Source organism: Acinetobacter sp. NIPH 1852, assembly GCF_022549455.1.
Taxonomy (GTDB): Bacteria; Pseudomonadota; Gammaproteobacteria; order Pseudomonadales; family Moraxellaceae; genus Acinetobacter.
Window position 1 is genome coordinate 84,038 of the sequence record NZ_JAKZGG010000007.1, and the last position, 21,390, is coordinate 105,427.

Annotated in this window: 17 protein-coding genes; 9 read left to right on the forward strand and 8 right to left on the reverse strand. The window is 39.8% G+C overall.

Annotated elements, in window-relative coordinates; translation table 11 throughout:
- Positions 1 to 77: 77 nt before the first annotated feature.
- Positions 78 to 1,493: a Si-specific NAD(P)(+) transhydrogenase gene (sthA, locus tag MMO38_RS07540; protein WP_241323132.1), complete on the reverse strand. Its 1,416-nt coding sequence runs from the start codon at positions 1,491 to 1,493 to the stop codon at positions 78 to 80.
- 188 nt (positions 1,494 to 1,681) lie between these two features.
- Between sthA and lipA the strand changes: the two genes are divergently transcribed.
- On the forward strand, positions 1,682 to 2,695 hold the full coding sequence (lipA, locus tag MMO38_RS07545; protein WP_004670670.1) for a lipoyl synthase: 1,014 nt from the start codon (positions 1,682 to 1,684) through the stop codon (positions 2,693 to 2,695).
- 364 nt (positions 2,696 to 3,059) lie between these two features.
- Positions 3,060 to 4,766 (forward strand): DUF4394 domain-containing protein, encoded by a 1,707-nt coding sequence (locus MMO38_RS07550; protein ID WP_241323133.1) that lies wholly within the window; start codon positions 3,060 to 3,062, stop codon positions 4,764 to 4,766.
- 67 nt (positions 4,767 to 4,833) lie between these two features.
- Here MMO38_RS07550 and MMO38_RS07555 read toward each other — a convergent pair whose 3' ends face one another.
- The 3 genes from MMO38_RS07555 to MMO38_RS07565 form a co-directional block, all read right to left on the reverse strand.
- A complete protein-coding gene (locus tag MMO38_RS07555) occupies positions 4,834 to 5,940 on the reverse strand; it encodes a beta-ketoacyl-ACP synthase III (protein WP_241323134.1) in 1,107 nt (368 codons plus the stop codon).
- A 46-nt stretch (positions 5,941 to 5,986) separates the two neighbouring features.
- Positions 5,987 to 9,862 carry an ATP-dependent RNA helicase HrpA gene (gene hrpA, locus MMO38_RS07560; RefSeq protein ID WP_241323135.1) on the reverse strand — a complete coding sequence of 1,292 codons (3,876 nt, stop codon included), beginning with the start codon at positions 9,860 to 9,862 and terminating at the stop codon, positions 5,987 to 5,989.
- Between the two features lie 112 nt (positions 9,863 to 9,974).
- Positions 9,975 to 11,135, reverse strand: a complete 1,161-nt coding sequence (locus MMO38_RS07565) for a sterol desaturase family protein (RefSeq protein ID WP_241323136.1) — start codon at positions 11,133 to 11,135, stop codon at positions 9,975 to 9,977.
- Positions 11,136 to 11,481: 346 nt separating this feature from the next.
- Between MMO38_RS07565 and ahpC the strand changes: the two genes are divergently transcribed.
- Together ahpC and MMO38_RS07575 are read left to right on the forward strand one after the other, a co-directional pair.
- The gene (ahpC, locus tag MMO38_RS07570; protein WP_004670665.1) at positions 11,482 to 12,045 is read left to right on the forward strand and encodes an alkyl hydroperoxide reductase subunit C; all 564 of its coding nucleotides are present in this window, start codon (positions 11,482 to 11,484) and stop codon (positions 12,043 to 12,045) included.
- Positions 12,046 to 12,296: 251 nt separating this feature from the next.
- Positions 12,297 to 12,512: a KTSC domain-containing protein gene (locus tag MMO38_RS07575; protein WP_004670664.1), complete on the forward strand. Its 216-nt coding sequence runs from the start codon at positions 12,297 to 12,299 to the stop codon at positions 12,510 to 12,512.
- Positions 12,513 to 12,572: 60 nt separating this feature from the next.
- Here MMO38_RS07575 and MMO38_RS07580 read toward each other — a convergent pair whose 3' ends face one another.
- Positions 12,573 to 13,766, reverse strand: coding sequence for an alkane 1-monooxygenase (locus MMO38_RS07580; RefSeq protein ID WP_241323137.1), 1,194 nt, complete (start codon positions 13,764 to 13,766; stop codon positions 12,573 to 12,575).
- Between the two features lie 119 nt (positions 13,767 to 13,885).
- Between MMO38_RS07580 and MMO38_RS07585 the strand changes: the two genes are divergently transcribed.
- Positions 13,886 to 14,935: an AraC family transcriptional regulator gene (locus MMO38_RS07585; RefSeq protein ID WP_241323138.1), complete on the forward strand. Its 1,050-nt coding sequence runs from the start codon at positions 13,886 to 13,888 to the stop codon at positions 14,933 to 14,935.
- On the opposite strand, the gene MMO38_RS07590 is transcribed toward MMO38_RS07585, so the two are convergent.
- Positions 14,912 to 15,499 (reverse strand): class I SAM-dependent methyltransferase, encoded by a 588-nt coding sequence (locus MMO38_RS07590; protein ID WP_241323139.1) that lies wholly within the window; start codon positions 15,497 to 15,499, stop codon positions 14,912 to 14,914. The genes MMO38_RS07585 and MMO38_RS07590 overlap by 24 nt on opposite strands.
- Before the next feature lie 40 nt (positions 15,500 to 15,539).
- On the reverse strand, positions 15,540 to 15,755 hold the full coding sequence (locus MMO38_RS07595) for a DUF1653 domain-containing protein (protein WP_004670660.1): 216 nt from the start codon (positions 15,753 to 15,755) through the stop codon (positions 15,540 to 15,542).
- Positions 15,756 to 15,987: 232 nt separating this feature from the next.
- Here MMO38_RS07595 and ahpF point away from each other — a divergent pair, with 232 nt between their 5' ends.
- Both ahpF and MMO38_RS07605 read left to right on the forward strand, forming a co-directional pair.
- Positions 15,988 to 17,553 carry an alkyl hydroperoxide reductase subunit F gene (ahpF, locus tag MMO38_RS07600; RefSeq protein WP_241323140.1) on the forward strand — a complete coding sequence of 522 codons (1,566 nt, stop codon included), beginning with the start codon at positions 15,988 to 15,990 and terminating at the stop codon, positions 17,551 to 17,553.
- Between the two features lie 158 nt (positions 17,554 to 17,711).
- Positions 17,712 to 18,023, forward strand: a complete 312-nt coding sequence (locus MMO38_RS07605) for a hypothetical protein (protein WP_241323141.1) — start codon at positions 17,712 to 17,714, stop codon at positions 18,021 to 18,023.
- A gap of 93 nt (positions 18,024 to 18,116) precedes the next feature.
- Here the strand turns inward: MMO38_RS07605 and MMO38_RS07610 are convergent, their stop codons facing one another.
- Positions 18,117 to 19,844, reverse strand: a complete 1,728-nt coding sequence (locus tag MMO38_RS07610) for a glutamine--tRNA ligase/YqeY domain fusion protein (protein WP_241323142.1) — start codon at positions 19,842 to 19,844, stop codon at positions 18,117 to 18,119.
- Between the two features lie 168 nt (positions 19,845 to 20,012).
- Between MMO38_RS07610 and MMO38_RS07615 the strand changes: the two genes are divergently transcribed.
- Together MMO38_RS07615 and MMO38_RS07620 are read left to right on the forward strand one after the other, a co-directional pair.
- Complete coding sequence (locus tag MMO38_RS07615; RefSeq protein WP_005197485.1) at positions 20,013 to 20,522, forward strand: peptidylprolyl isomerase; 510 nt, start codon at positions 20,013 to 20,015, stop codon at positions 20,520 to 20,522.
- A gap of 99 nt (positions 20,523 to 20,621) precedes the next feature.
- Entirely contained in the window at positions 20,622 to 21,338 is a 717-nt protein-coding gene (locus MMO38_RS07620) for a UDP-2,3-diacylglucosamine diphosphatase (protein ID WP_241323143.1), read from the forward strand.
- Positions 21,339 to 21,390: the final 52 nt, after the last annotated feature.

Here is a 21,390-nt window from a genome sequence, read left to right on the forward strand (position 1 = left end):
AACCCTTTTATCAAATACAAAATAGCAAAATGCCAATCAATTTGATTGGCATTTAGATCATACAATGTCTAGCACACTTAGAATAGACGATTCATCCCATTCAAGGCAGCAACACGATATGCTTCTGCCATCGTCGGATAGTTAAATGTCGTTTCTACAAAATACTTTAAGGTATTGTTTGGACTATGCATCACCACCTGCCCAATGTGAATAATCTCAGCCGCGTTGTTACCAAAGCAGTGAATGCCCAGCACTTCTAAAGTATCTCGATGGAATAAAATCTTTAATTCGCCGACCGTATCACCTGTGATTTGGGCACGTGCCAAATGACGGAAAGAAGCCTGTCCTACTTCATATGGGATTTTTTCTTCCGTTAGTTCTTGCTCGGTTTTTCCAATCGAAGAAATCTCTGGAATGGTATAAATTCCAGTTGGCACATCTTTAATTGGTTTGACATTTTTTTCGCCAACCATATTTGCACCTGCACAACGCCCTTGGTCATAGGCAGCGGATGCTAGTGATGGCCAACCAATGACATCGCCCGCAGCAAAAATATTTTCTACTTCGGTTTGATATTGATCATTAACCATCAACTGACCGCGGCTATTTGGCACTAAACCAACATTTTCTAAACCTAAACCATCGGTATTGCCTGAACGACCATTACACCACAAGATCGCATCAGCTTTGATTTTCTTACCGCTAAGTAAATGCAATACCACGTGATCGTCAAACGTTTCTAAACGATCAATTTGTTCATTATGACGAATCAAAACGCCTTGTTCACGCAAATGATAAGACAAGGCATCAGCAATCTCATCATCCAAATAACTCAATAACTTTTGCTGAGTATTGATTAGGTCAACTTTATGGTCTAATCCAATGAAAATAGACGCATATTCACATCCAATAACACCCGCACCATAAATGATAATTTTTTGAATCGTATAATCTAAATCTAAAATTTTGTCTGAATCAAATACGCGAGGATGATTAAAATCTAATCCTTGGGGTTGATAAGGACGACTGCCCGTAGCAATCACGATTTGTTTACAAATGATCGTATCTTTAATCCCATCATGACTGAAAATCAAGACGGTGTTTTTATCGTGGATATAGGCACGGCCATGAAAAGTTTCGATTTTATTGCGATCATAAAAACGGGTATGCGTATCGACTTGTTGCTGAATCACTTTGTGCGCGTTACGTAGCACCTGTTTCATGGTGAATTGTTTCCACTCACCTACTTTTTGAAACATTGGGTCACGTTGATAACGGATAATACTTGAAACTGTTTGACGTAACGCTTTACTTGGAATAGTACCGACATGCGCACAGTTACCGCCGAGTTGATCACGAACATCCACTATTGCAACACGTTTACCTGCTTTTGCCAGCTTCATTGCCGCGCCTTCACCAGCTGGGCCAGAACCGAGAATGACTGCATCATATTTTACAATATTCCCACCAACGACCTCTTTCTTACGTGGCATTCAAAGCTCCTTGACTGTTAAACGTTTATTACTATATACATGATAACCAATATGCGTTGAATTGATGTATTTCTCAACCATATATTTTATATATACACATTTTTAAAATGAATACCTATTTCGTCCTATACACTCGTAAATTTGACTATAATGTCTAGATATCTCAAGTTAAAGGTTGTAGAAAAGATATGTCTGAACACCGTAAAGCTGAACAGGGCTTAAAACTTCGTGGCGCCGAAAAAGTCGCAAGAATTCCTGTAAAAGTGATTCCTACGGTTGAAGTACCTCGTAAACCAGACTGGATTCGCGTCAAGATGGCCGCACCAGAAGAGGTTCAACGTATCAAAACAACCTTGCGTTCGCAAAAACTGCATACTGTCTGTGAAGAAGCTGCTTGCCCCAACCTGCCAGAGTGTTTTGGTGGTGGTACAGCAACCTTTATGATCATGGGCGATATTTGTACACGTCGCTGTCCTTTCTGTGATGTTGCGCATGGTCGTCCAAATGCACTTGATGCGGATGAACCACGCCACATGGCAGAAACGATCTCGAATCTCGGCTTAAAATATGCCGTAATCACCTCAGTGGACCGTGATGATTTACTTGATGGCGGTGCTCAACATTTTGTTGACTGTATCAGAGAAGCACGCGCACTTAGTCCAAATACATTGTTGGAAATTTTAGTTCCAGACTTCCGTGGACGCCTCGATATTGCACTTCGCATCATGACCGAATGCCCGCCTGATGTTTTCAACCACAACATTGAAACCGTACCACGCTTATATAAAGCCATGCGTCCGGGCTCTGACTACCAACATTCTTTAAATCTGTTAAAAATGTTTAAAGAATATTGTCCAGATATTCCAACCAAATGTGGTTTGATGGTCGGCATTGGTGAAACTGAAGAAGAAGTGATTGCCCTTTTGGATGATCTTAGAGCACATGACGTAGATTACATCACGATTGGTCAGTATTTACAGCCATCGAAACAACATGCACCAATTGATCGTTTTGTCACACCTGAAGAATTCGAGCGTTATGCTGAGCATGGACGTAAATTAGGTTTTAGAAATATTTGGTCTGCACCAATGGTACGTTCTAGCTATTTCGCTGACCGCCAATATCGTGGTGAACCGGTTCCTGCTGTTCGACGTAAAGCAGATCCTGCTAAAAAAATCGCAGTCCAAACAGTAGAAGCATAATCGTTTCCAAGCAAAAGAGAGAATCCCATGATTCTCTCTTTTTTTTATACCTAAGAACACTAACTCACATAAATCACCACATCCTAAAAATTAAAATTTCTGATCAGCCGTGAAGTCCGCGTGAATAATTACAACTCAAAACCCAACTACAAAAAAACCACTTAAAAACATTGATTTACTTTCAATATCAGCACTTATATGCTGATTCTAGTTAATAAATTTTTTTAAATTAACAGCTAAAAATAAAGCGCTCAATCTTTATTTACAGTAAGTCCCTCAATCACAGAAGCCCCAAGTTTTATAATTAATAAGGAATATTTCTTAAGGCTTTTTATGAACAAAAATATTAATCAGGATTTAAAAAATGAATACAAGAATATTATCACTGACTACCGCAGTCTTAGGCAGCTTATTCCTTTTGGGTTGCAATAATGACTCAAATAATAATTCCAATCCCTCTCCCACGAAAACGGGCGATGTGCTGATTCTGACAAGCAATGGAATGATAGGTTCAATCAATCGTGATCAACCTGAAATGTTGGTTTCTAATTTAAAAATCACAAATCTGCAATCTGGTGAACAACTGATTGGCATTGACCACCGTCCAAAAGATGGAAAATTATATGCCGTCGGCACTATGGGCAATATCTATACGCTAAACCCTCAAACTGGACGTGCGACTTGGGTAAGTAAGTTAGTTGCTGACCCAGCGGATACTACAGACGGCAATGCACCATTTGACAAAATCACAGGCAATCCTGACCTGATGACTGTAAACTTTAATCCAGCAGCGGATCGCTTGCGAGTCATCGGCAATGATGGACAAAATCTGCGAATTAATGTTGATACGGGGGCGACGATCACAGATGGCAACATTAGTTTAGGGGGTGAATCAGTCGCCATTATTGCTGCTGCATATACCAATGCGTTTGCTGGTACAGCTTCAACACGATTATTTAGTATTGACCAGAATACTGATCGTATCTATTTACAAAATGCAAATGCGGGCACATTAGGCAATTCAGCAATGCTTGCATCAGGTGTTGATGTTGAAGGCGGCGGTGGTTTTGATATTGACCCGATTAATAACGTTGGCTATGCCGCCCTTAAAGTAGCAGGCACATATCAACTCCACCACCTCAATGTTGCTGCCGTCGGCTCAGAAAATGCTGCCGTTGTTGAAAGCAAAAACTTGCCAAATCTATTTCAGACTTCTGGTATTCGAGGTTTAGCACTCGCAAGTACTGCCGATAGCGGCGCACATACATATGGTTTGAGTGCCAACAACCAGCTGATTCATTTTATGGCGAACACACCAAATTCAGTCAAACAGACCAATATTACCGGTTTAAAAGTTGCAGAAAAAATTATTGGAATCGATTTTCGATTTAAAACCACGACTGATAAATCTGGCATGCTATATGGACTCAGTGACCAATCAAATCTATATACCATTAATACTCAAACAGGTATGGCAACACTTCAATCCTCACTGAAAGCTGCGACGGGTGATGATAATCCTTTCACAATGCTACTTGGTACAAGCTTTGCTGTTGACTTTAACCCTGCTGCTGATCGTTTACGTGTCATTAGTAATACAGGACAAAGTTTAAGGATCAATGTTGATACAGGTGACACCATTACTGATGGTGACTTAAATGGTATTGATGATGCGGTTGTCAGTGCAGCAGCCTATACCAACAGTTTCCAAACACCTATCCCAATGATTGGTACAGAACTATTTAACTTAGATCAAGGCAACCAACTTTTAGTGAAACAAAGTCCACCAAATGATGGTGTACTCAATTCAATTGGTGCATTAGGAATCAATCTAGGTATGGATAATGGTTTTGACATTGCTGGTGGAGACAATGGTTTTGCTTTAGCAACCGTGTCTGGAATGACCGGGCCATCCGTTTTATATCGCATCGATTTAAACAGTGATACAACGATTATGACACCAAGAGCAAGACTCGCCATTAGTGTAGACGGCACACCCAATCTGGCTGCTTCGACAATTGGTAGCACCACCACCCCACAACTGATAGACCTCGCCATTATGTTGAAGTAAATATCATTGCTTAAATAAAAAAACACCGCATATTCAGATGCGGTGTTTTTTTTAAACTTTCACAAACTTATACAATATGCTTTTGCACAATGATCGAACCGACTGAATAACCTGCACCGAATGAAGAGATCACGGCGTATTCACCATCATTGACCTGTTCACCTGTACGATGCATCGCGATGATCACACCCGCAGATGAGGTATTTGCAAACTCATCTAAAATGATTGGCGCACGCTCTAAATCAGCCTCTTTACCCACAACTAATTTTAAAATCAGTTCATTCATATTGGCATTGGCTTGGTGTAACCAGAAACGCTTAACCCGCTCAGCTGTCAATTCAAGTTTTTCCAATTGTGCAGTAATGATTTTTGCAACAAGTGGGCAAACTTCTTTAAAGACTTTACGACCATCCTGACGGAATAATTTATCATCCACCACCGCATCTTCACTACGGTTCAAGAAACCAAAGTTATTACGAATATTGTTTGAGAATTGCGTGAACAAATGAATATCTAAAATTTCATAACCTGATTTTGTTTCAGTTTCTTCGATAATCGATGCTGTCGCAACATCACCAAAAATAAAGTGTGCATCACGGGTACGATAGTCTAAATGACCTGATGTAATCTCAACATTGAGCAGTAAAACACGGCGAGCACCACACTTCACCGCATCATAAGCTTGCTTTAAACCAAATGTGGCAGCAGAACAAGCTACATTCATATCGTAAGCATAGCCTTGAATGCCAAGTGCGGATTGGATCTCAATCGCCACTGCTGGATAAGCACGTTGCATATTTGAACAAGCTAAAATCACAACATCGATGTCTTCTGCAGTAACACCTGCATTTTCCATCGCTTGTTTGGCTGCGATCACACCCCACTCTGCCTGAAGTGAAAGCTCATCATTGCTACGTTCTTGTAAATGAGGACGTAAACGCTTTGGATCAAGAATACCAGACTTCTCAACCACATAACGGCGCTGAATACCTGATGCTTTTTCAATAAACTCAGGACTTGAACCGCGTAATGGCTCTAATTCACCTGCTGCAATTTTGTCAGCATGTTCTTGGTTATATTGTTCTACATAAGCATTTAAACTTTCCACCAATTCTGCATTGGAAATAGATTCGGTCGGGTGAAATAACCCTGTACCTGTTATACGAATGCCCATGTAAAACTCCTGTAAAGAATGGTTCTAGCTTTCATTATTGCTCAGTTTAACCGATTGATAATCGATCCCATAGTTTTTGTAATCTATTTGGTGAAATTGGCATCTTTGTTTTCATCGGTTGAGAAAACAAGGAAATTCGCAACTCCTCCATCATCAAGTACAATTCTTTGATTTTAGGATCATTTTTAAATTTAAATAGCTTGTCCATCCAAGGATCGACTTCATCAATTGCCGCAAGATCTCTTTGTAGATTATTGGGCAATCTATCTAAACGCAATAGCAAAGCTTTTAAATAACGCGGGTATTCCTGCCAAAGATCAGCGGGACGACTATAAACAAAGTTTGCGAGGGACATAAGATCTAGTTGATCTTCGATGTCATCTACGCTGCGAGTGAAAATGGTTTGATCGAGGACGAGCAATTCACGGCGAACTTGCTGCCATTGCGTAAATATTTCAGTCAAATCAATCAATGTCTGTTGACCCAAAGATAAAAAATGCTTTTTGGTATTTGCCAATAAGCTTTCAAACTCTACGGCATCAATAGGAAGTGTTTGAATCGAAACTTGCAAAGTCGCGTAAACCAACATTTGTTCCAACTTTGCTTTATCACCTAATGGTGAATAAGCCAATGCCAATGGTTTTGAAATTTGCTTCTTCAATTGACGAATCAAATCACCAAGTTGCATGTGAACAAGGCGAATTATCCCTTCTCTATGCTGTTTAATTGCTTCTTCTTGATCATTAAACGTCTGAATCACAACACCAGATTCATCTTTTGCATCTAAATCAGCAAATGCTTTACTTGGTACCAGTGCTTGATATTGTTTCACCAATACACCCGTCACTTTTTGTGAAGCTTCAAAAACAAAATGCTCAGGAAAAGTTTTAAACTCACCCTCATGTTGCTTTACAGCGCGATGCGTTTCTACACGACAACGCGCTTTTAACTCATCCAAGTCACGACCTTGCGCGATTAATTTACCTTTTTCATCGAGAACTTTAATAAAAGGAATAAGGTATTGATCAATTCGTTCAAAAGAAAAATCTTTTTCAGTGATTTGCTCACCGCGTAAGGCAAAAGCCAAATAACTAAATAAATGTTCACGCAAATGAACTGCATCGATCCCTTGTATCAACTTTCGTGCTGTATCTGGAATAGGAACAATATTTCGACGTTTATCTTTTGGCAATGCTTTTAACAGCGCCTCAATTAAATTTTGTCGCCAACCTGGAATGCCCCATGACCATTGATTTTCATCAACTTGTGCTAAGGCTTGCACTGGAATCTTCACAGTCGCGCCATCTTCATCATGACTTGGGTCAAAACGATAGCTGGCCGCCAAGCGTAATTGTCCATTATGCAAATAATCAGGAAACTGCTGCGTGGTTGGGCGATCATTCATCCACAACGCGTCATCATCAACAAATAAATAACGTGGATGTTCAGGCTCTACCGTTGCTCGCCAATCTTCAAAACTACGACGGCTGGCGATTTCGGTCGGAACTTTATTGGCATAAAACTGGTAAATCGTTTCTTCATCGACCACCAAGTCACGACGACGTAATTTGTCTTCAACGCGCTCAACTTCCTCAAGTTTTAATAAGTTGTGTTTTAGGAATGGTGGAGTAATCCCCAAATGCCCTGTTGTTAACGCATCTCGTAAAAAGATTTCATGTGCAGCAGCTTGGTCCACTTTTTCAAAATTGATCAGTCGCTTAGGTTCAATAATCAAACCAAACAATGAAATCTGATCATAGGCGTTGACGATACCCGCTTTTTTCGACCAGTGCGGTTCAAAATAGTGATGTTTCAATAAATCGCCAGCAGCCAATAAAATCCATTCAGGATCAATTTTCGCCAACGTCCTCAAATAGACTTGAGAAGTTTCCACCATCTCAAATGCCATCACCCAAGCGGTATTGGTCTTATGTAAAGTACTGGCTGGAAATACCTTGGCTTTTTGTTGGCGCACTGCCATAAAGGTATTTCGTTCATCCGTTTTGTTGGCGATAAAGGAAAGTAAACCTGTTAACAAAGCACGGTGTAAATTCTCATAATTGGCTGGTTTTTCATTAAAGCTAAGTTTCAAACCTTCAGCCAACTCAACCAACTGCTGATAAGTTTGTTTCCATTCACGTAAACGCAACCAACTTAAAAAATGGTTCCGCGCGAATTGACGACGCTTACTTTCTGATTGTGTCTCTGGGCTGGTTTGTAAGGTATCCCATAGCTTTAAATAGAATAAAAAGTCAGAATCGGTTTCTTTAAATAAGGCATGCTTTTGATCCGCCTGCATTTGTTTATCCGCAGGACGTTCACGCGGATCTTGAACCGCCAAAGCACTGACAATCACCAAAATTTCTTTCAGCACACCGAAATGCGCACCACCAATAATCATACGCGCCAAACGAGGATCAATCGGCATACGTGCCATCATTTGACCGATTTTGGTTAATCCACCTTTCTTCTTATGAGCGGATTGAGTGTGCTCGTTATAAGCGCCCAACTCAACCAACAACTTACGTCCATCATTGACTAAACGGAAATCAGGTGGCTCGATAAAATCGAAATCTTCCAAATCGCCCAATCCCAAACTTTGCATTTGTAAAATCACAGAGGCAAGATTGGTTCGCTTAATTTCTGGTTCGGTAAACTCTGGGCGGCTAAGGAAGTCATCTTCGCTATAAAGACGAATACACACACCCGCAGCGATACGACCACAACGCCCTTTACGTTGGTTCGCCGCAGCTTGTGAAATCGCCTCGATCGGTAAACGTTGTACCCGCGAACGATAGTTATAACGTGAAAGACGTGCAAAACCACTATCAATCACATAACGTATATTCGGTACGGTAAGTGCCGTTTCAGCAACGTTAGTGGCAATAATAATCCGTCGCCCTTTTCCACTCGGACTAAAAATCTTTTGTTGTTCTGCAATCGCTAACCGTGCATATAGCGGAAGTATTTCAGTATGACGAGGACCAAATTTTTGCAGGGTTTCCTGTAATTCTCGAATCTCTTGCTCAGTACTGGCAAAAATTAAAATATCAGCATGTTCTGGATGACCTTTGCTATCCGCATCAGCAAAACATTCTTCTACCGCTTGTACGACCGCACGCGGTAAATTTTCCTCAAAATCATCAAACTCGTCATCATCACTGCCGACAATATTCAGTTCAGAAATTGGACGATAACGAAGCTCAACAGGGAAACTCCGCCCTTCAACTTCAAATACGGGTGCATTGTAAAAATACTGACTAAAACGATTTACATCAAGCGTGGCTGAGGTCACGATCACTTTTAAATCTGGGCGCTTCGGCAAAAGCTGCTTTAAATAGCCCATGATAAAATCAATATTGAGCGAACGCTCATGCGCTTCATCTATAATAATCGTGTCATATTTTGATAAGAATCGGTCATTGGTCAGTTCAGCAAGCAGAATACCATCCGTCATTAAACGAACAATCGAGTCTTGTGACCCTTGTTCATTAAATCGAATTTTAAAACCAATGGATTCACCGAGTTTTTCGCCCACTTCTTCCGCGATACGTTGCGATACACTGCGTGCAGCCAAACGACGTGGCTGAGTATGCCCGATCATGCCTGTCAAACCACGACCTGCCAGCATTGCAATTTGAGGAAGCTGTGTGGTTTTACCTGAGCCAGTTTCCCCCGCCACAATGATCACTTGATGCTTTTGAATCGCTTCAATCAAACGATCTGCATAGCGCGTAACAGGTAGGTCTTGGTTAAGCTTGATCTTTGGGAGACGCGCCAATCGCTGTTTAACTTTATGATTCGATTGTGCAAATAGTTTTTCAATTTCTGCTGTTTCGGTTTTTTTATCTTTGCGCAGTCGATTTAAACGGTGGCGGTCACGTGCCATAACCCATTGATCTACATTTAAATGACTCTGCACTGAACAGCTTTCCTGAAAATAAAATAATCGGCTATTTTACGCTTTAAAGTGTTGCTATGCAAAGCAACTGCACCAATCCCGTTGGGAAATTGATGCAGATTGATCAATATCTTCAAGATTTAGATGACGAATCAAAACGCTGAAGAAAACGCTTTACGTATTTTTTAAAAGGCCAAGTAAACTGCTTCACAAAACTATTTGGAATTTTATAGCCTACCGTACCATACACACTCGCCAAATGATTTGGCATATACACGCTTTTAAAAATGACATCATACACAGGGATAAATGCGGCATAATTTTTATCAATTGCAGGCTTTTCAGAAGAATGATGCCAATGATGAAACTCAGGAGTGGCAATAATCCAACGCAAATAAGGAAAGCGAAAACGTACATTAGAATGAATAAATATGGCGTGAAAGGAAATAAAGATCAGGTACGCAAACACGGCTGAAGTGTGAAAACCCAAAAGAAAAATAGGTAAAGTTGCTAAAAAACGTGTCATTAACACTTCAACAGCATGCAAACGTGAAGATGCCAGCCAATCCATATATTCAGTAGAATGATGAATGGCATGAAAACGCCAAAGGAAATTCACTTCATGCATCGCTCGGTGCAGCCAATACACCACAAAATCCACAACAATCAGTAACTCGATGAACTGTAACCAAATCGGTTGCGCCTGCACATAAGGCACAATTGGATTATTTGGTAAATGAGTGATCCAATATTGAATTGGCATGACTGTTAAAAAGGTGAATAACTGAATACCAATATGACTAAACATGAAATATTTCATATCTGTCACCCAGCCAACCCTAAGAATTTTTTGCTCAGGATTTTTGGCAAAAAAACCCTCAAGCGGAATAAAAATAACAGCCAAAATCACAAGCGTCAGAACGAAATAATCAATCCCAGCATAGAAAGGAAGACTTGGAAGTATCGGTGCTTTGATCAAGCCACAGCCGAGAACTGCTGCAACTAAAGCAAAACATAATCCGTAAAACCCATATCGATTTTGACGAATGATTGAGCTATATGTGCCAAAACCGACACTCAGAACAATAGCCAATATTAAACTAAAATAAAATACATCATGATATTGCACATAAAATGGGCGAAGTTCTGGTGTCGTTAATACTGTGGGAAATAAAAAACATAAAGCGCCGAATATACTTAGCAGACCTAAGGACATTGAAATAAAAGCGCTAATTTTCCCCAAACCCATATTCAGTTCTAAGTTTTCGAATCTTGTTCTTAAATGATCAGTCATTGTTGGTGTTAATTCGCTATCTACTCGAGCAAAAAGCTCACAAATTAAATTATAGTCTAGAAATTAAACATTTTTTATATATTTTTCCATTCTACCCTTGAATTTTAATGATATAGACTGCATGTTGTCTAACGCATTAATTTTAAAATCTCCTGTCATCTTGACGTCATCAACTTGAAGTCAAATCAGGATAGATTGGGTGAAAATGTGGATTTAAATCGATCAATTCATTTTTCCGATTCTAATCATGTAAAAATACCATTTCCCCAATAATTAAAAATTAACTATTCTATATCTCGTAAACACTTTCCTAGTTTAAAGATATACCGCAATCATGGAGACAATGATGAGCTTGATTAATACTGAAGTTAAACCATTTAAAGCTGATGCATTCCGTAACGGTGAATTCATTCAAGTAACTGAAGCAGATCTTAAAGGTAAATGGTCTGTTCTTATTTTTATGCCAGCTGCATTTACATTCAACTGTCCAACAGAAGTTGAAGATGCTGCTGACAATTATGAAGAATTCAAAAAAGCTGGTGCGGAAGTTTATATCGTAACGACTGATACTCATTTCTCTCACAAAGTATGGCATGAAACTTCTCCTGCTGTTGGTAAAGCTCAATTCCCATTAATTGGTGATCCTACTCATCAATTAACACGCGCTTTTGATGTTCATATTGAAGAAGCTGGTTTAGCACTTCGTGGTACGTTCATCATTAACCCTGAAGGCGTAATCAAAACTGCTGAAATTCATGACAACTCAATTGCTCGTGATGTATCAGAAACTTTACGTAAACTTAAAGCTGCTCAATTCGTAGCTAGCCACCCAGGTGAAGTTTGCCCAGCGAAATGGAAAGAAGGTGAAGCTACCCTCGCTCCATCTATCGACTTAGTTGGTAAAATCTAATTCATTAGATTCAACAGATAAGTCCGAAACCACCCTTTTTTGGGTGGTTTCTTTTTGTCTAAAATATTTATAAATTTCTGCTTGTCTGCGCTTCTTTTTAATTGCAATTTTTTTACAATTCTTATACTTATATCTTCATAGCAAAGTTCATTTATCAATTGTCAGCTTCTGAGACTTGGGGTACTGTCAAATGATGGAGTAAAGCGTTTTTTATATGGACATGGGTCTACTGTAGATATGGGGGCAAATGTATGGAAAAAACTGTTATCGTAACTTCTTGGAAATATGACGTTTCTTCACGCTATTTAAAAATATTTTATAATAATGGTTCAGGTGAACTGTACCATCCCGTACCAAAATTTATTTACGACAACTTACTCCGCTCTACCGACAAAGCTGCATTTGTACACAAGTATCTTGAATTTGACTTACATTTTAAACGACTCTCTATTTCAGCTTCCTCATAAAAAATCAGCCCGATTTGGGCTGATTTCTGTTGCTAAAATGAGAATATCTATAGTCCCTAATCACGCAACATCCGTTTGCTCTGCATATTTCTCAAACATTTTTTCTTTGGCACTCGGATGCATGTTGATTTTAGCTAAATCACCGTTGTAGTGCTGCACGACTCGATCATCCATAATTTTTGACCACCATGCAGGAACAAATGCAGGGAGAATCATTGCACCATAACCCGCGGGTAATTGAGGTGCATCTTCAAAATGACGTAAGGTTTGAAAACTTCTCGCTGGATTGGCGTGATGGTCCGAATGTCGTTGTAATTGGTACAAAAACAAATTGGTCACCACATTATTATTGTTCCAACTATGTTCAGGCAATGTCCTTTCATATTTTCCATTGGCTTGCTTTTCACGCTTTAAACCATAATGTTCGATGTAATTTACAGATTCAAACAGCGTTACTGCATACGCCGCCTGAGTCACTTGAAACGGTATTGAACGTACACCAAATTTGCTAAACATCGCTGCATGATAAATGGCTGACATTGCCCAGCCATGTAAGAGCTCATTTTCTTTACATAGAAATGGTAATTTTTTACGAGCTAAACGGCTCTTTTCGATTTCAATCGCGGACTTAAAACTTCCAATGACTGTACGTGGTAAAAATTTCCAAAAAGTTTCGCCAAATTGTGATGAAGCGGGATCTTCTGGGGTAGCAACACGACGATGGTGACCATAAGGATGTTCTATACGGAAATGGTTATAACCTGATGGTGCTAATGCCAGATGCGATAAATAATGTTCTAGCTTGCCACTTTTATGACTCAACTCATGTGCAGTATTAATCGCGACACCATTCACCATGCCGATTAATGTTCCCAATAAAACTTGATCGGCGACAGACGTATTGTTTCGACTTGCGAGATATGTACCGTAGATATTTACAGCGTATTGCAAGGGAATATACAGTTTAACAATACGCGCATAATATGGATCAGCTTCTAGATCTGCGATTGCATCAATCGGTGGATTTTCAGCGTCTTCACCAATCAGCTTATCCAAACTCGGAATAACACCATGCAAAAACAAAGGACCAAATGAAGCAAAAAACTTTTTCGTTTTTTTAGGACCAAACTGATAACCAGCTAAGCCACTCATGGCAATTGCAGGTACAGCCAAACCTAATAACCACCAATGACGTTTTTTATCTTTGAACCGTGTTGTTGCGTGCTCTACATCCAGTTGAGTATGCATATTCATTAGAAACTCCTCAATCAATTACTCTTTTTGCTTCCATTAATTGTGTTCTTTTAAAGTGAGTCTTTATTATCATTTTAAGACTTGGTATTATCATTTTAAGACTATATGGATTGTTAATTGTGCAAAACCAACAAATTCCTGTCATTCCTTCACGTTATTATCTACGATTGATTTATATTTTAATTCAAACAAATCAATATGATAACAACCTATTAATGCAATTACGTGATCAACTTTCTACGACTGAACTCCTTAGCATTCAACAGATTGAACAATTTATTGAAATGGGTTTAAACCTCCCCAATACCGAAGACCTCGCATTCCAATTAGGCAAAAATATCAAGCTAAGCTCACATAGTCTGGTGGGTTATGCCCTCATGACCAGCCCACATCTTGAACATGCTTTACGACTGATCGCTCAATACTTCAGACTGATTATGCCAAGCTTTAAACTCACGATTCAGTTTCAACACGATCAGCAAAAAGTTGAGTTATTATTTGAACCGATATTACAAATGAATAAACAATGTCTTGCCTTCCATATCGAAGCGATTGCAGTGGCTTTTTATTACAGTTTATTAGAATTAGCTGGGAACCAATTACAACGATATCAGGTTTATCTCAGTGTACCCGAACCAAAATATAAAGAACAGTATATCCATTTAATCAAAGCTAATTTTCATTTTAACGATCATTGGATTACAGGCGTTCGCGTGATTATGGATCAACAGCAGCTCTCACTTCCCTTGCCTTTAGCCGATGCCCATAGTTTAAAAGTGGTCGAACAACGTTGTCAGGAGCAAATTCAAAGAATTTATCATCAGGGAGAGATTGTCGAATGGGTTAGTATGATGCTTCGTCAAGCCAATCAAATCCCGACATTAAATGAATGTGCAAAAGTCTTAAATATTTCGACCAAAACATTGCAACGTTATCTGCAAAAGTACGGTGTCGAATTCCACCAACTAAAGCAAAAGATTAGTACCGAACGAGCCATTGATCTATTAGAAAATTCTAAGTTTACCATTACCCATATTGCCTATGAATTAGGGTACTCAAACCCCGCCAACTTCACCCGCGCTTTTCATAAAATACGAGGTTATAGTCCACAGGCTTATCGTTTAGAGCATCAAAATAGAAGTCAGCTATTTGACAACAACCATACATAAACCAGCTCCCACTGGTAAAATACTACTCATATAGTGTTCATCTTGTTTAATCAATTCTAACATTGGCTTAACTTCGGCTGGATGTGAAATAACATTATCGATAATCAAGGTGCTGCCAGAGGATTTTAATAAGCGTTTTAAGTCTTCCCAATAACTCACATAACTGCCACGTTCTGCATCTAACAAGATGAGATCAAAGGGTTCCATTGCTTGTTTCAAATAGTCAGCGGCATCACCCACCCAAAAATCAATAAACCCTTCTAACTCAAAATCTTCTGCATATTTTTTGGCTTGCGCACTCCGAAATGCATTGATTTCTAAAGTGAGCACCCTCCCTTGAACCGTTTTGGCTGATTCTGCCAACCATAAGGTGGAGTATCCTGTGGAAGTTCCAATCTCGAGAATGCGTTTTGATTGCTGTGTACGTACCAGCATCGCCAGCAATTTAGCTGATTCTGCCTCGATATTGCGGTAACGCCTTAAACGATCCGACTGCCGAGCATCATGTTGTTTAAACTCATCATATAAATCAGCAATACGTTGTAAAAAAACAGTGTTGGTCATATCTGATTCTCCATGATGCTCAAACTAAAAAATATCGAGTTTAGGTCGCTTGTATCAGCTTAAATCTTGGAATAACTTGCCCTTCAAGCTGAACAGTTTCAGTAAACATGGTAAGTGGGCGTACCCACATCGAGTAATCACCATATAAGCATTGATAAACCACCAACTCTTCTTCTGTTTCACTATGTCGAGCCACGTTAAACACCTGATAAAGCTGTCCTTTATAATGTTGATAGATACCACGTTGTAACGCCATCTCGCTTACCTTTTTAGTTATGCCATGAAATGATTGCATTTATATAACAAGATCTATCCTAATCAAACTTTTAAAGATATCAATGATCAAAAATACAACAGCCACAGCATCAATCCAAAAAACCGATCAAACCCATAAAAACATACTGTTTTACCTATTTAGTGCTTTTGCGTACTATAGCCTCATTGAATGAATTTAGCCGACTTGAATTGTTGAGAATTTGGAGACATCGATGTTAGATCAAAATATTAAAACTCAATTAAAAGCTTATTTAGAACGTTTAGAAAGTCCGATCGAGTTGGTTGCTGCTTTAGATGATTCCGACAAAGCTGCAAAAATCAAAGAACTGGTCACTGAAATTGCTGAGTTATCTGATCAGGTGACCGCGCGTTTTGATGGTTCAAATGCTCGACGTCCAAGTTTTGGGGTAGCGAAAGCAGGTGAACAGCCACGTGTATTCTTTGCCGGTTTACCGATGGGACATGAGTTTACCTCTTTGATCTTGGCATTGTTACAAGTGTCTGGTTATGCCCCTAAAGTCTCTGATGAGGTTTTAAACCAAATTAAAGGCTTAAATCTTGCGGCAAACTTTGATGTGTTTATCTCATTGAGCTGTCATAACTGTCCAGATGTGGTTCAGGCATTGAACTTGATTGCGATCAACAATCCCAATACCACCACCACCATGATTGATGGTGCATTCTTCCAAGACGAAGTGGAACAACGCAAAATCTTGGCTGTACCGATGGTATTCCAAGATGATCAACACATTGGTCAAGGTCGTATGACTTTGGAAGAAATCCTTGCCAAGTTAGACACCAACTCAGCTGAGAAAGATGCAGCAGCGATCAATGCCAAAGATGCCTTTGATGTCTTGGTGATCGGTGGAGGTCCTGCTGGGGCAACCGCAGCGATCTATGCGGCTCGTAAAGGGATCAATACCGGTATCGTGGCAGAGCGCTTTGGCGGTCAGGTGATGGATACCATGGATATCGAGAACTTTACTTCTGTACAAAAAACTGTCGGCCCTAAGTTTGCTGCCGAGATGGAAGCGCATGTGCGTGAATATGATGTCGATATCATGAACTTGCAACGTGTCAGCAAAATCATCGGTGCAGATCAAACAGCATCTGGCTTGGTTGAAGTTGAACTTGAAAATGGTGCCAAGCTAGAATCAAAAACCATCATTCTTTCTACAGGTGCGCGGTGGAGAGAAATGAATGTACCAGGTGAAGCAGAATACCGTACCCGTGGTGTGGCGTATTGTCCGCACTGTGACGGTCCACTGTTCAAAGGTAAACGTGTTGCGGTGATTGGTGGCGGGAACTCAGGTGTTGAAGCAGCAATTGACCTTGCTGGCATCGTTGAGCATGTCACTTTGGTCGAGTTTGATACCAAACTTCGTGCCGATCAAGTGTTGCAGAACAAATTAAATAGTTTGCCAAATACCACCGTGATTCTGAACGCATTAAGTACAGAAGTGTTGGGTGATGGTTCTCAAGTCACTGGCTTAAAGTATAAAGATCGTGCAACTGATGAAGAACATGTGGTTGAACTTGCAGGGATCTTTGTACAAATTGGTTTATTACCAAACACCGATTTCTTGAAAGACAGTGCGGTTGAACTCAGTAATCGTGGTGAGATCATGGTGAATGATCGTAATGAAACCAATGTCAAAGGTGTGTTTGCTGCGGGTGACTGTACCACTGTGCCTTACAAACAAATCATCATTGCAACGGGTGAAGGCGCTAAAGCATCACTCTCTGCTTTTGATTATATGATTCGTTCGGGTAATTAACACAGCTTAAAAACATGTGCACGCATCTACATTTTCAAATGTAAGTGCGTGTTTTTACAAGTTATCAACAAATATTCAACTTTATTATCTATCCGCTTTGTGTTTATATTTTTGCTATCCATTGTTTTTGGATGCCACAATGAAAAGGAAATATGAAAATGAATAAATTACTTGTTGCTTTAGGTCTCGCTGCTACTGTTGCTCTTGTAGGCTGTAATAAAGATAAAGCACCTGAAACAGGGGCTACAACTGGCGAACACTTAGAGCATGCTGCTGACCAAGCGGGTCATGATGTTGCAACAGCTATTGACACTGCTGGTGATCAAATCGATGCTGCTGCTGATCACACCGCAACTGCTACTGCTGAAGCTGCTGCGGATACCGAAGCTGCTGCACGTGAAGCTGCTGCAAATGCTGCAGGTGCTATTGAATCTACAGCTGCTGATGCGAAAGAAAAAGCTCAACAATAATTCGTTGAGATTAAAAAAAGCCTCTGTTATCAGAGGCTTTTTTATTTCAGGTTTTCAAATATCATTTAAATAGAAGAAAACTCACTCGGTTTTTTACTTTTTCTCGACTTTAAAGCTGTCTTTCAAGTCAAGAATACGGTTAAACACTGGTTTTTCGATATGATGATCATATTGATCAGCAACAAAATAACCCTCACGTTCAAATTGGAATCGGTCTTCAGGTTTCGCTTGCGCTAAAGCAGGTTCAACCACCGCTTGCACGATTTGCAGTGAGTTTGTATTAAGATTTGCCAAGAAATCATCGCCTGTTTCAGGATCCGATTCTGTGAATAAGCGATCATAAATACGCACTTCCGCTGGAATGCCTTTACTCGCTGATACCCAATGCACTACCCCTTTGACTTTTCGCCCTTCAGGATTTTTACCTAAGGTATTTGGATCAATTGAACATTTCAGTTCGATCACTTCGCCATTAGCATCTTTAATCACTTCATCACATTTAATCACATAGGCATGACGTAAACGCACTTCACCTTCAGGAATTAAACGCTTAAAGCCTTTCGGCGGCACTTCTTCAAAATCTTTACGATCAATATAAATTTCGCGTGTTAGAGGAATGATACGTTCACCCATATCGACATTTGGATGACGGGCATGAGTTAAGTCCAATTCTTCAGGCAAATTGGTCAATGTCACTTTTAATGGATTCAATACCGCCATACCGCGCGCAGCCGTATTTTCCAAAGATTGGCGAATACAGAATTCAAGCATTGCAACATCAACAATACCATCAGTTTTTGAAACACCAACACGTTTGCAAAAATCGCGTAAACCCTCAGCGGTAAAACCACGACGACGCATACCGACTACGGTTGGCATACGTGGATCATCCCAACCATTGACATGACCACCTTCAACGAGCTTACGCAGCTTACGTTTAGAGGTGATGGTGTAATCAATATTTAAACGTGATGATTCATACTGACGTGGTACGGCTTGAGAATGAACCTTTGCAACGATCCAATCATAAAATGGACGGTGATCTTGAAATTCTAAAGTACAAAGTGAATGGGTAATGCCTTCAATCGCATCAGACAATGGATGCGCATAGTCATACATTGGATACATTTTCCATTTATCACCCGTTTGGTGATGCTCTGAATGCAACACACGATAAAGAATCGGATCACGCATGTGCACATTTGGGCTTGCCATATCAATTTTGGCGCGTAAAACCGCAGCACCCTCTTGAAGCTCACCATTACGCATTTGCTCAAAACGCGCCAAGTTCTCTTCAATAGTCGCATCACGATACGGCGAGTTTTTCCCAGGCTCAACAAAATTACCGCGATTTAACTTAATTTCTTCAGGTGTTTGCAAATCAACATAGGCATCGCCCTGTTCAATCAATTGCACTGCCCATGCATAGAGCTGGTCAAAATAACTCGAAGCATAGCGTGGCTCGCCATTCCAGTCAAAGCCGAGCCATTTCACATCATTGGCAATACCATCTACATATTCTTGTTCTTCAGCATCTGGATTGGTATCGTCAAAACGCAAATTACATAAACCGTTAAACTCTTCGGCAATACCAAAGTTTAAACAAATCGCTTTTACGTGACCAATATGCAAATAACCATTTGGCTCAGGTGGAAAACGAGTAACAACTTTTTGGGTACGTCCATCACTTAAATCATCAGTAATTACTTGGCGTACAAAATCTAAGCCAGCCTGTTGTTCTTGCTGCGCTGCATCGACAGAGGCATGAGTATTCGGTGTCGGGGTCTTTGGCAGTTCTGAAACAACATCATTTGGCTTCATAGTGTGTAAATCACTTCTTACAGTTAAAAAATAGGGAATAAAAACGCAATCTTTACTTTTTCTCAAAGATTTTAACGTTTTTTACTTGCCTTGTAGTTTACAGTTTGCTTATGCTTCTCTCAACCAAAAACCCATGGTCAATTTGCCCATGTTTAGGAGATTAATGTAATGAGTTTTCCTCAAGTCGAATTAAACACCAATAAAGGCCGTATTGTTCTTGAGCTTAATGCTGAAAAAGCACCAAAAACGGTTGCAAATTTCTTAGAATATGTACGTGACGGTTTCTATGATGGCGTAATTTTCCACCGTGTGATTGAAGGTTTTATGATCCAAGGCGGCGGCATGGACGAAAACTTTAAAGAAAAAGCAACGCGTGATTCAATCGAAAACGAAGCTGACAACGGCTTAAGTAACGATGAAGGTACTGTTGCAATGGCACGTACTCAAGCACCGCACTCTGCTTCTGCTCAATTCTTCATTAACGTTAAAAATAACTCTTTCTTAAACCACACAGGCAAAACAGCTCAAGGTTGGGGTTATGCTGTATTTGGTAAAGTTGTTGAAGGTATGGACGTTGTAGATGCAATCAAAGGCGTACGTACAGGTAATCGTGGTTATCATGCAGACGTTCCTTTAGAGAATGTTGTGATCGAATCTGCTAAAATTATCTCTGAATAATAATCCCTCCTGAGTAGCATTGCTACGCAAATCCCTTTATAAAGGGAGGAAAGTCCCTCTTTTTAAAGAGGGATTTAGGGAGATTAAAAGGATAAAAGTGTGACTTACCTATTTATCTCAGATTTACATTTGTCACCTGATCACCCTCGACTCGTTCGAGGGTTTTTAGAATTACTGAACGAATATAAAAATAAAAATACCCAACTCTACATTTTAGGCGATTGGTTCAACGCTTGGATCGGTGATGATTATACTGCACCGTGGTTAAATGAAATTATCAGTGCCTTGCAAACATTTACTTCTGCTGGCAACCAAGTTTACTTCCAAGTGGGTAATCGTGATTTCGCCTTAGGTCAAAAATTCTTAGATCAATTCGACGGAATTTTGTTACCTGATGTCTATAGCCTCGAAATCAACCACATGAAAATTCGTCTCGAACATGGCGATGCCCTATGTACTGACGATATTGCATACCAACGTTTCCGTAAAATAATTCGCAATCCTGTTTTACTCGGTTTTTTAAAGCGCACACCATTAAGTTTTAGACAAAAACTTGCCAATGGATTTCGTAAAAAAAGCAGTGAAACCAAGCAACTCAAAAGCTATGACATCATGGATGTAAATGCACAAGCTGTAGAAAATGTGATTAGCGAAGTCGATTTCTTAATTCATGGGCATACACACCGTCCAGAAATCCACCAACTAGGCAATAAACAACGTATCGTATTGGGTGACTGGCGCGCAAATTCGGCTTGGATTTTAGAAATCAATGAGCAAGAAAATGATCAATTCGATTTTAAACAGTGGTCATATTAGGATCAGTTAACATTTAAGTCATCAATCATTGTCCTTATTTATACTTACACTC

What these genes read in the sequence shown, in the direction of transcription:
- sthA (WP_241323132.1), bottom strand. Translation starts at nt 1,493, where the DNA reads ATGCCACGTAAGAAAGAGGTCGTTGGTGGGAATATTGTAAAATATGAT.
- MMO38_RS07555 (WP_241323134.1), bottom strand. Translation starts at nt 5,940, where the DNA reads ATGGGCATTCGTATAACAGGTACAGGGTTATTTCACCCGACCGAATCT.
- MMO38_RS07590 (WP_241323139.1), bottom strand. Translation starts at nt 15,499, where the DNA reads ATGACCAACACTGTTTTTTTACAACGTATTGCTGATTTATATGATGAG.
- MMO38_RS07610 (WP_241323142.1), bottom strand. Translation starts at nt 19,844, where the DNA reads ATGAAGCCAAATGATGTTGTTTCAGAACTGCCAAAGACCCCGACACCG.
- MMO38_RS07565 (WP_241323136.1), bottom strand. Translation starts at nt 11,135, where the DNA reads ATGACTGATCATTTAAGAACAAGATTCGAAAACTTAGAACTGAATATG.
- MMO38_RS07605 (WP_241323141.1), top strand. Translation starts at nt 17,712, where the DNA reads ATGAATAAATTACTTGTTGCTTTAGGTCTCGCTGCTACTGTTGCTCTT.
- ahpF (WP_241323140.1), top strand. Translation starts at nt 15,988, where the DNA reads ATGTTAGATCAAAATATTAAAACTCAATTAAAAGCTTATTTAGAACGT.
- lipA (WP_004670670.1), top strand. Translation starts at nt 1,682, where the DNA reads ATGTCTGAACACCGTAAAGCTGAACAGGGCTTAAAACTTCGTGGCGCC.
- MMO38_RS07595 (WP_004670660.1), bottom strand. Translation starts at nt 15,755, where the DNA reads ATGGCGTTACAACGTGGTATCTATCAACATTATAAAGGACAGCTTTAT.
- MMO38_RS07615 (WP_005197485.1), top strand. Translation starts at nt 20,013, where the DNA reads ATGAGTTTTCCTCAAGTCGAATTAAACACCAATAAAGGCCGTATTGTT.
- MMO38_RS07575 (WP_004670664.1), top strand. Translation starts at nt 12,297, where the DNA reads ATGGAAAAAACTGTTATCGTAACTTCTTGGAAATATGACGTTTCTTCA.
- MMO38_RS07580 (WP_241323137.1), bottom strand. Translation starts at nt 13,766, where the DNA reads ATGAATATGCATACTCAACTGGATGTAGAGCACGCAACAACACGGTTC.
- MMO38_RS07550 (WP_241323133.1), top strand. Translation starts at nt 3,060, where the DNA reads ATGAATACAAGAATATTATCACTGACTACCGCAGTCTTAGGCAGCTTA.
- ahpC (WP_004670665.1), top strand. Translation starts at nt 11,482, where the DNA reads ATGAGCTTGATTAATACTGAAGTTAAACCATTTAAAGCTGATGCATTC.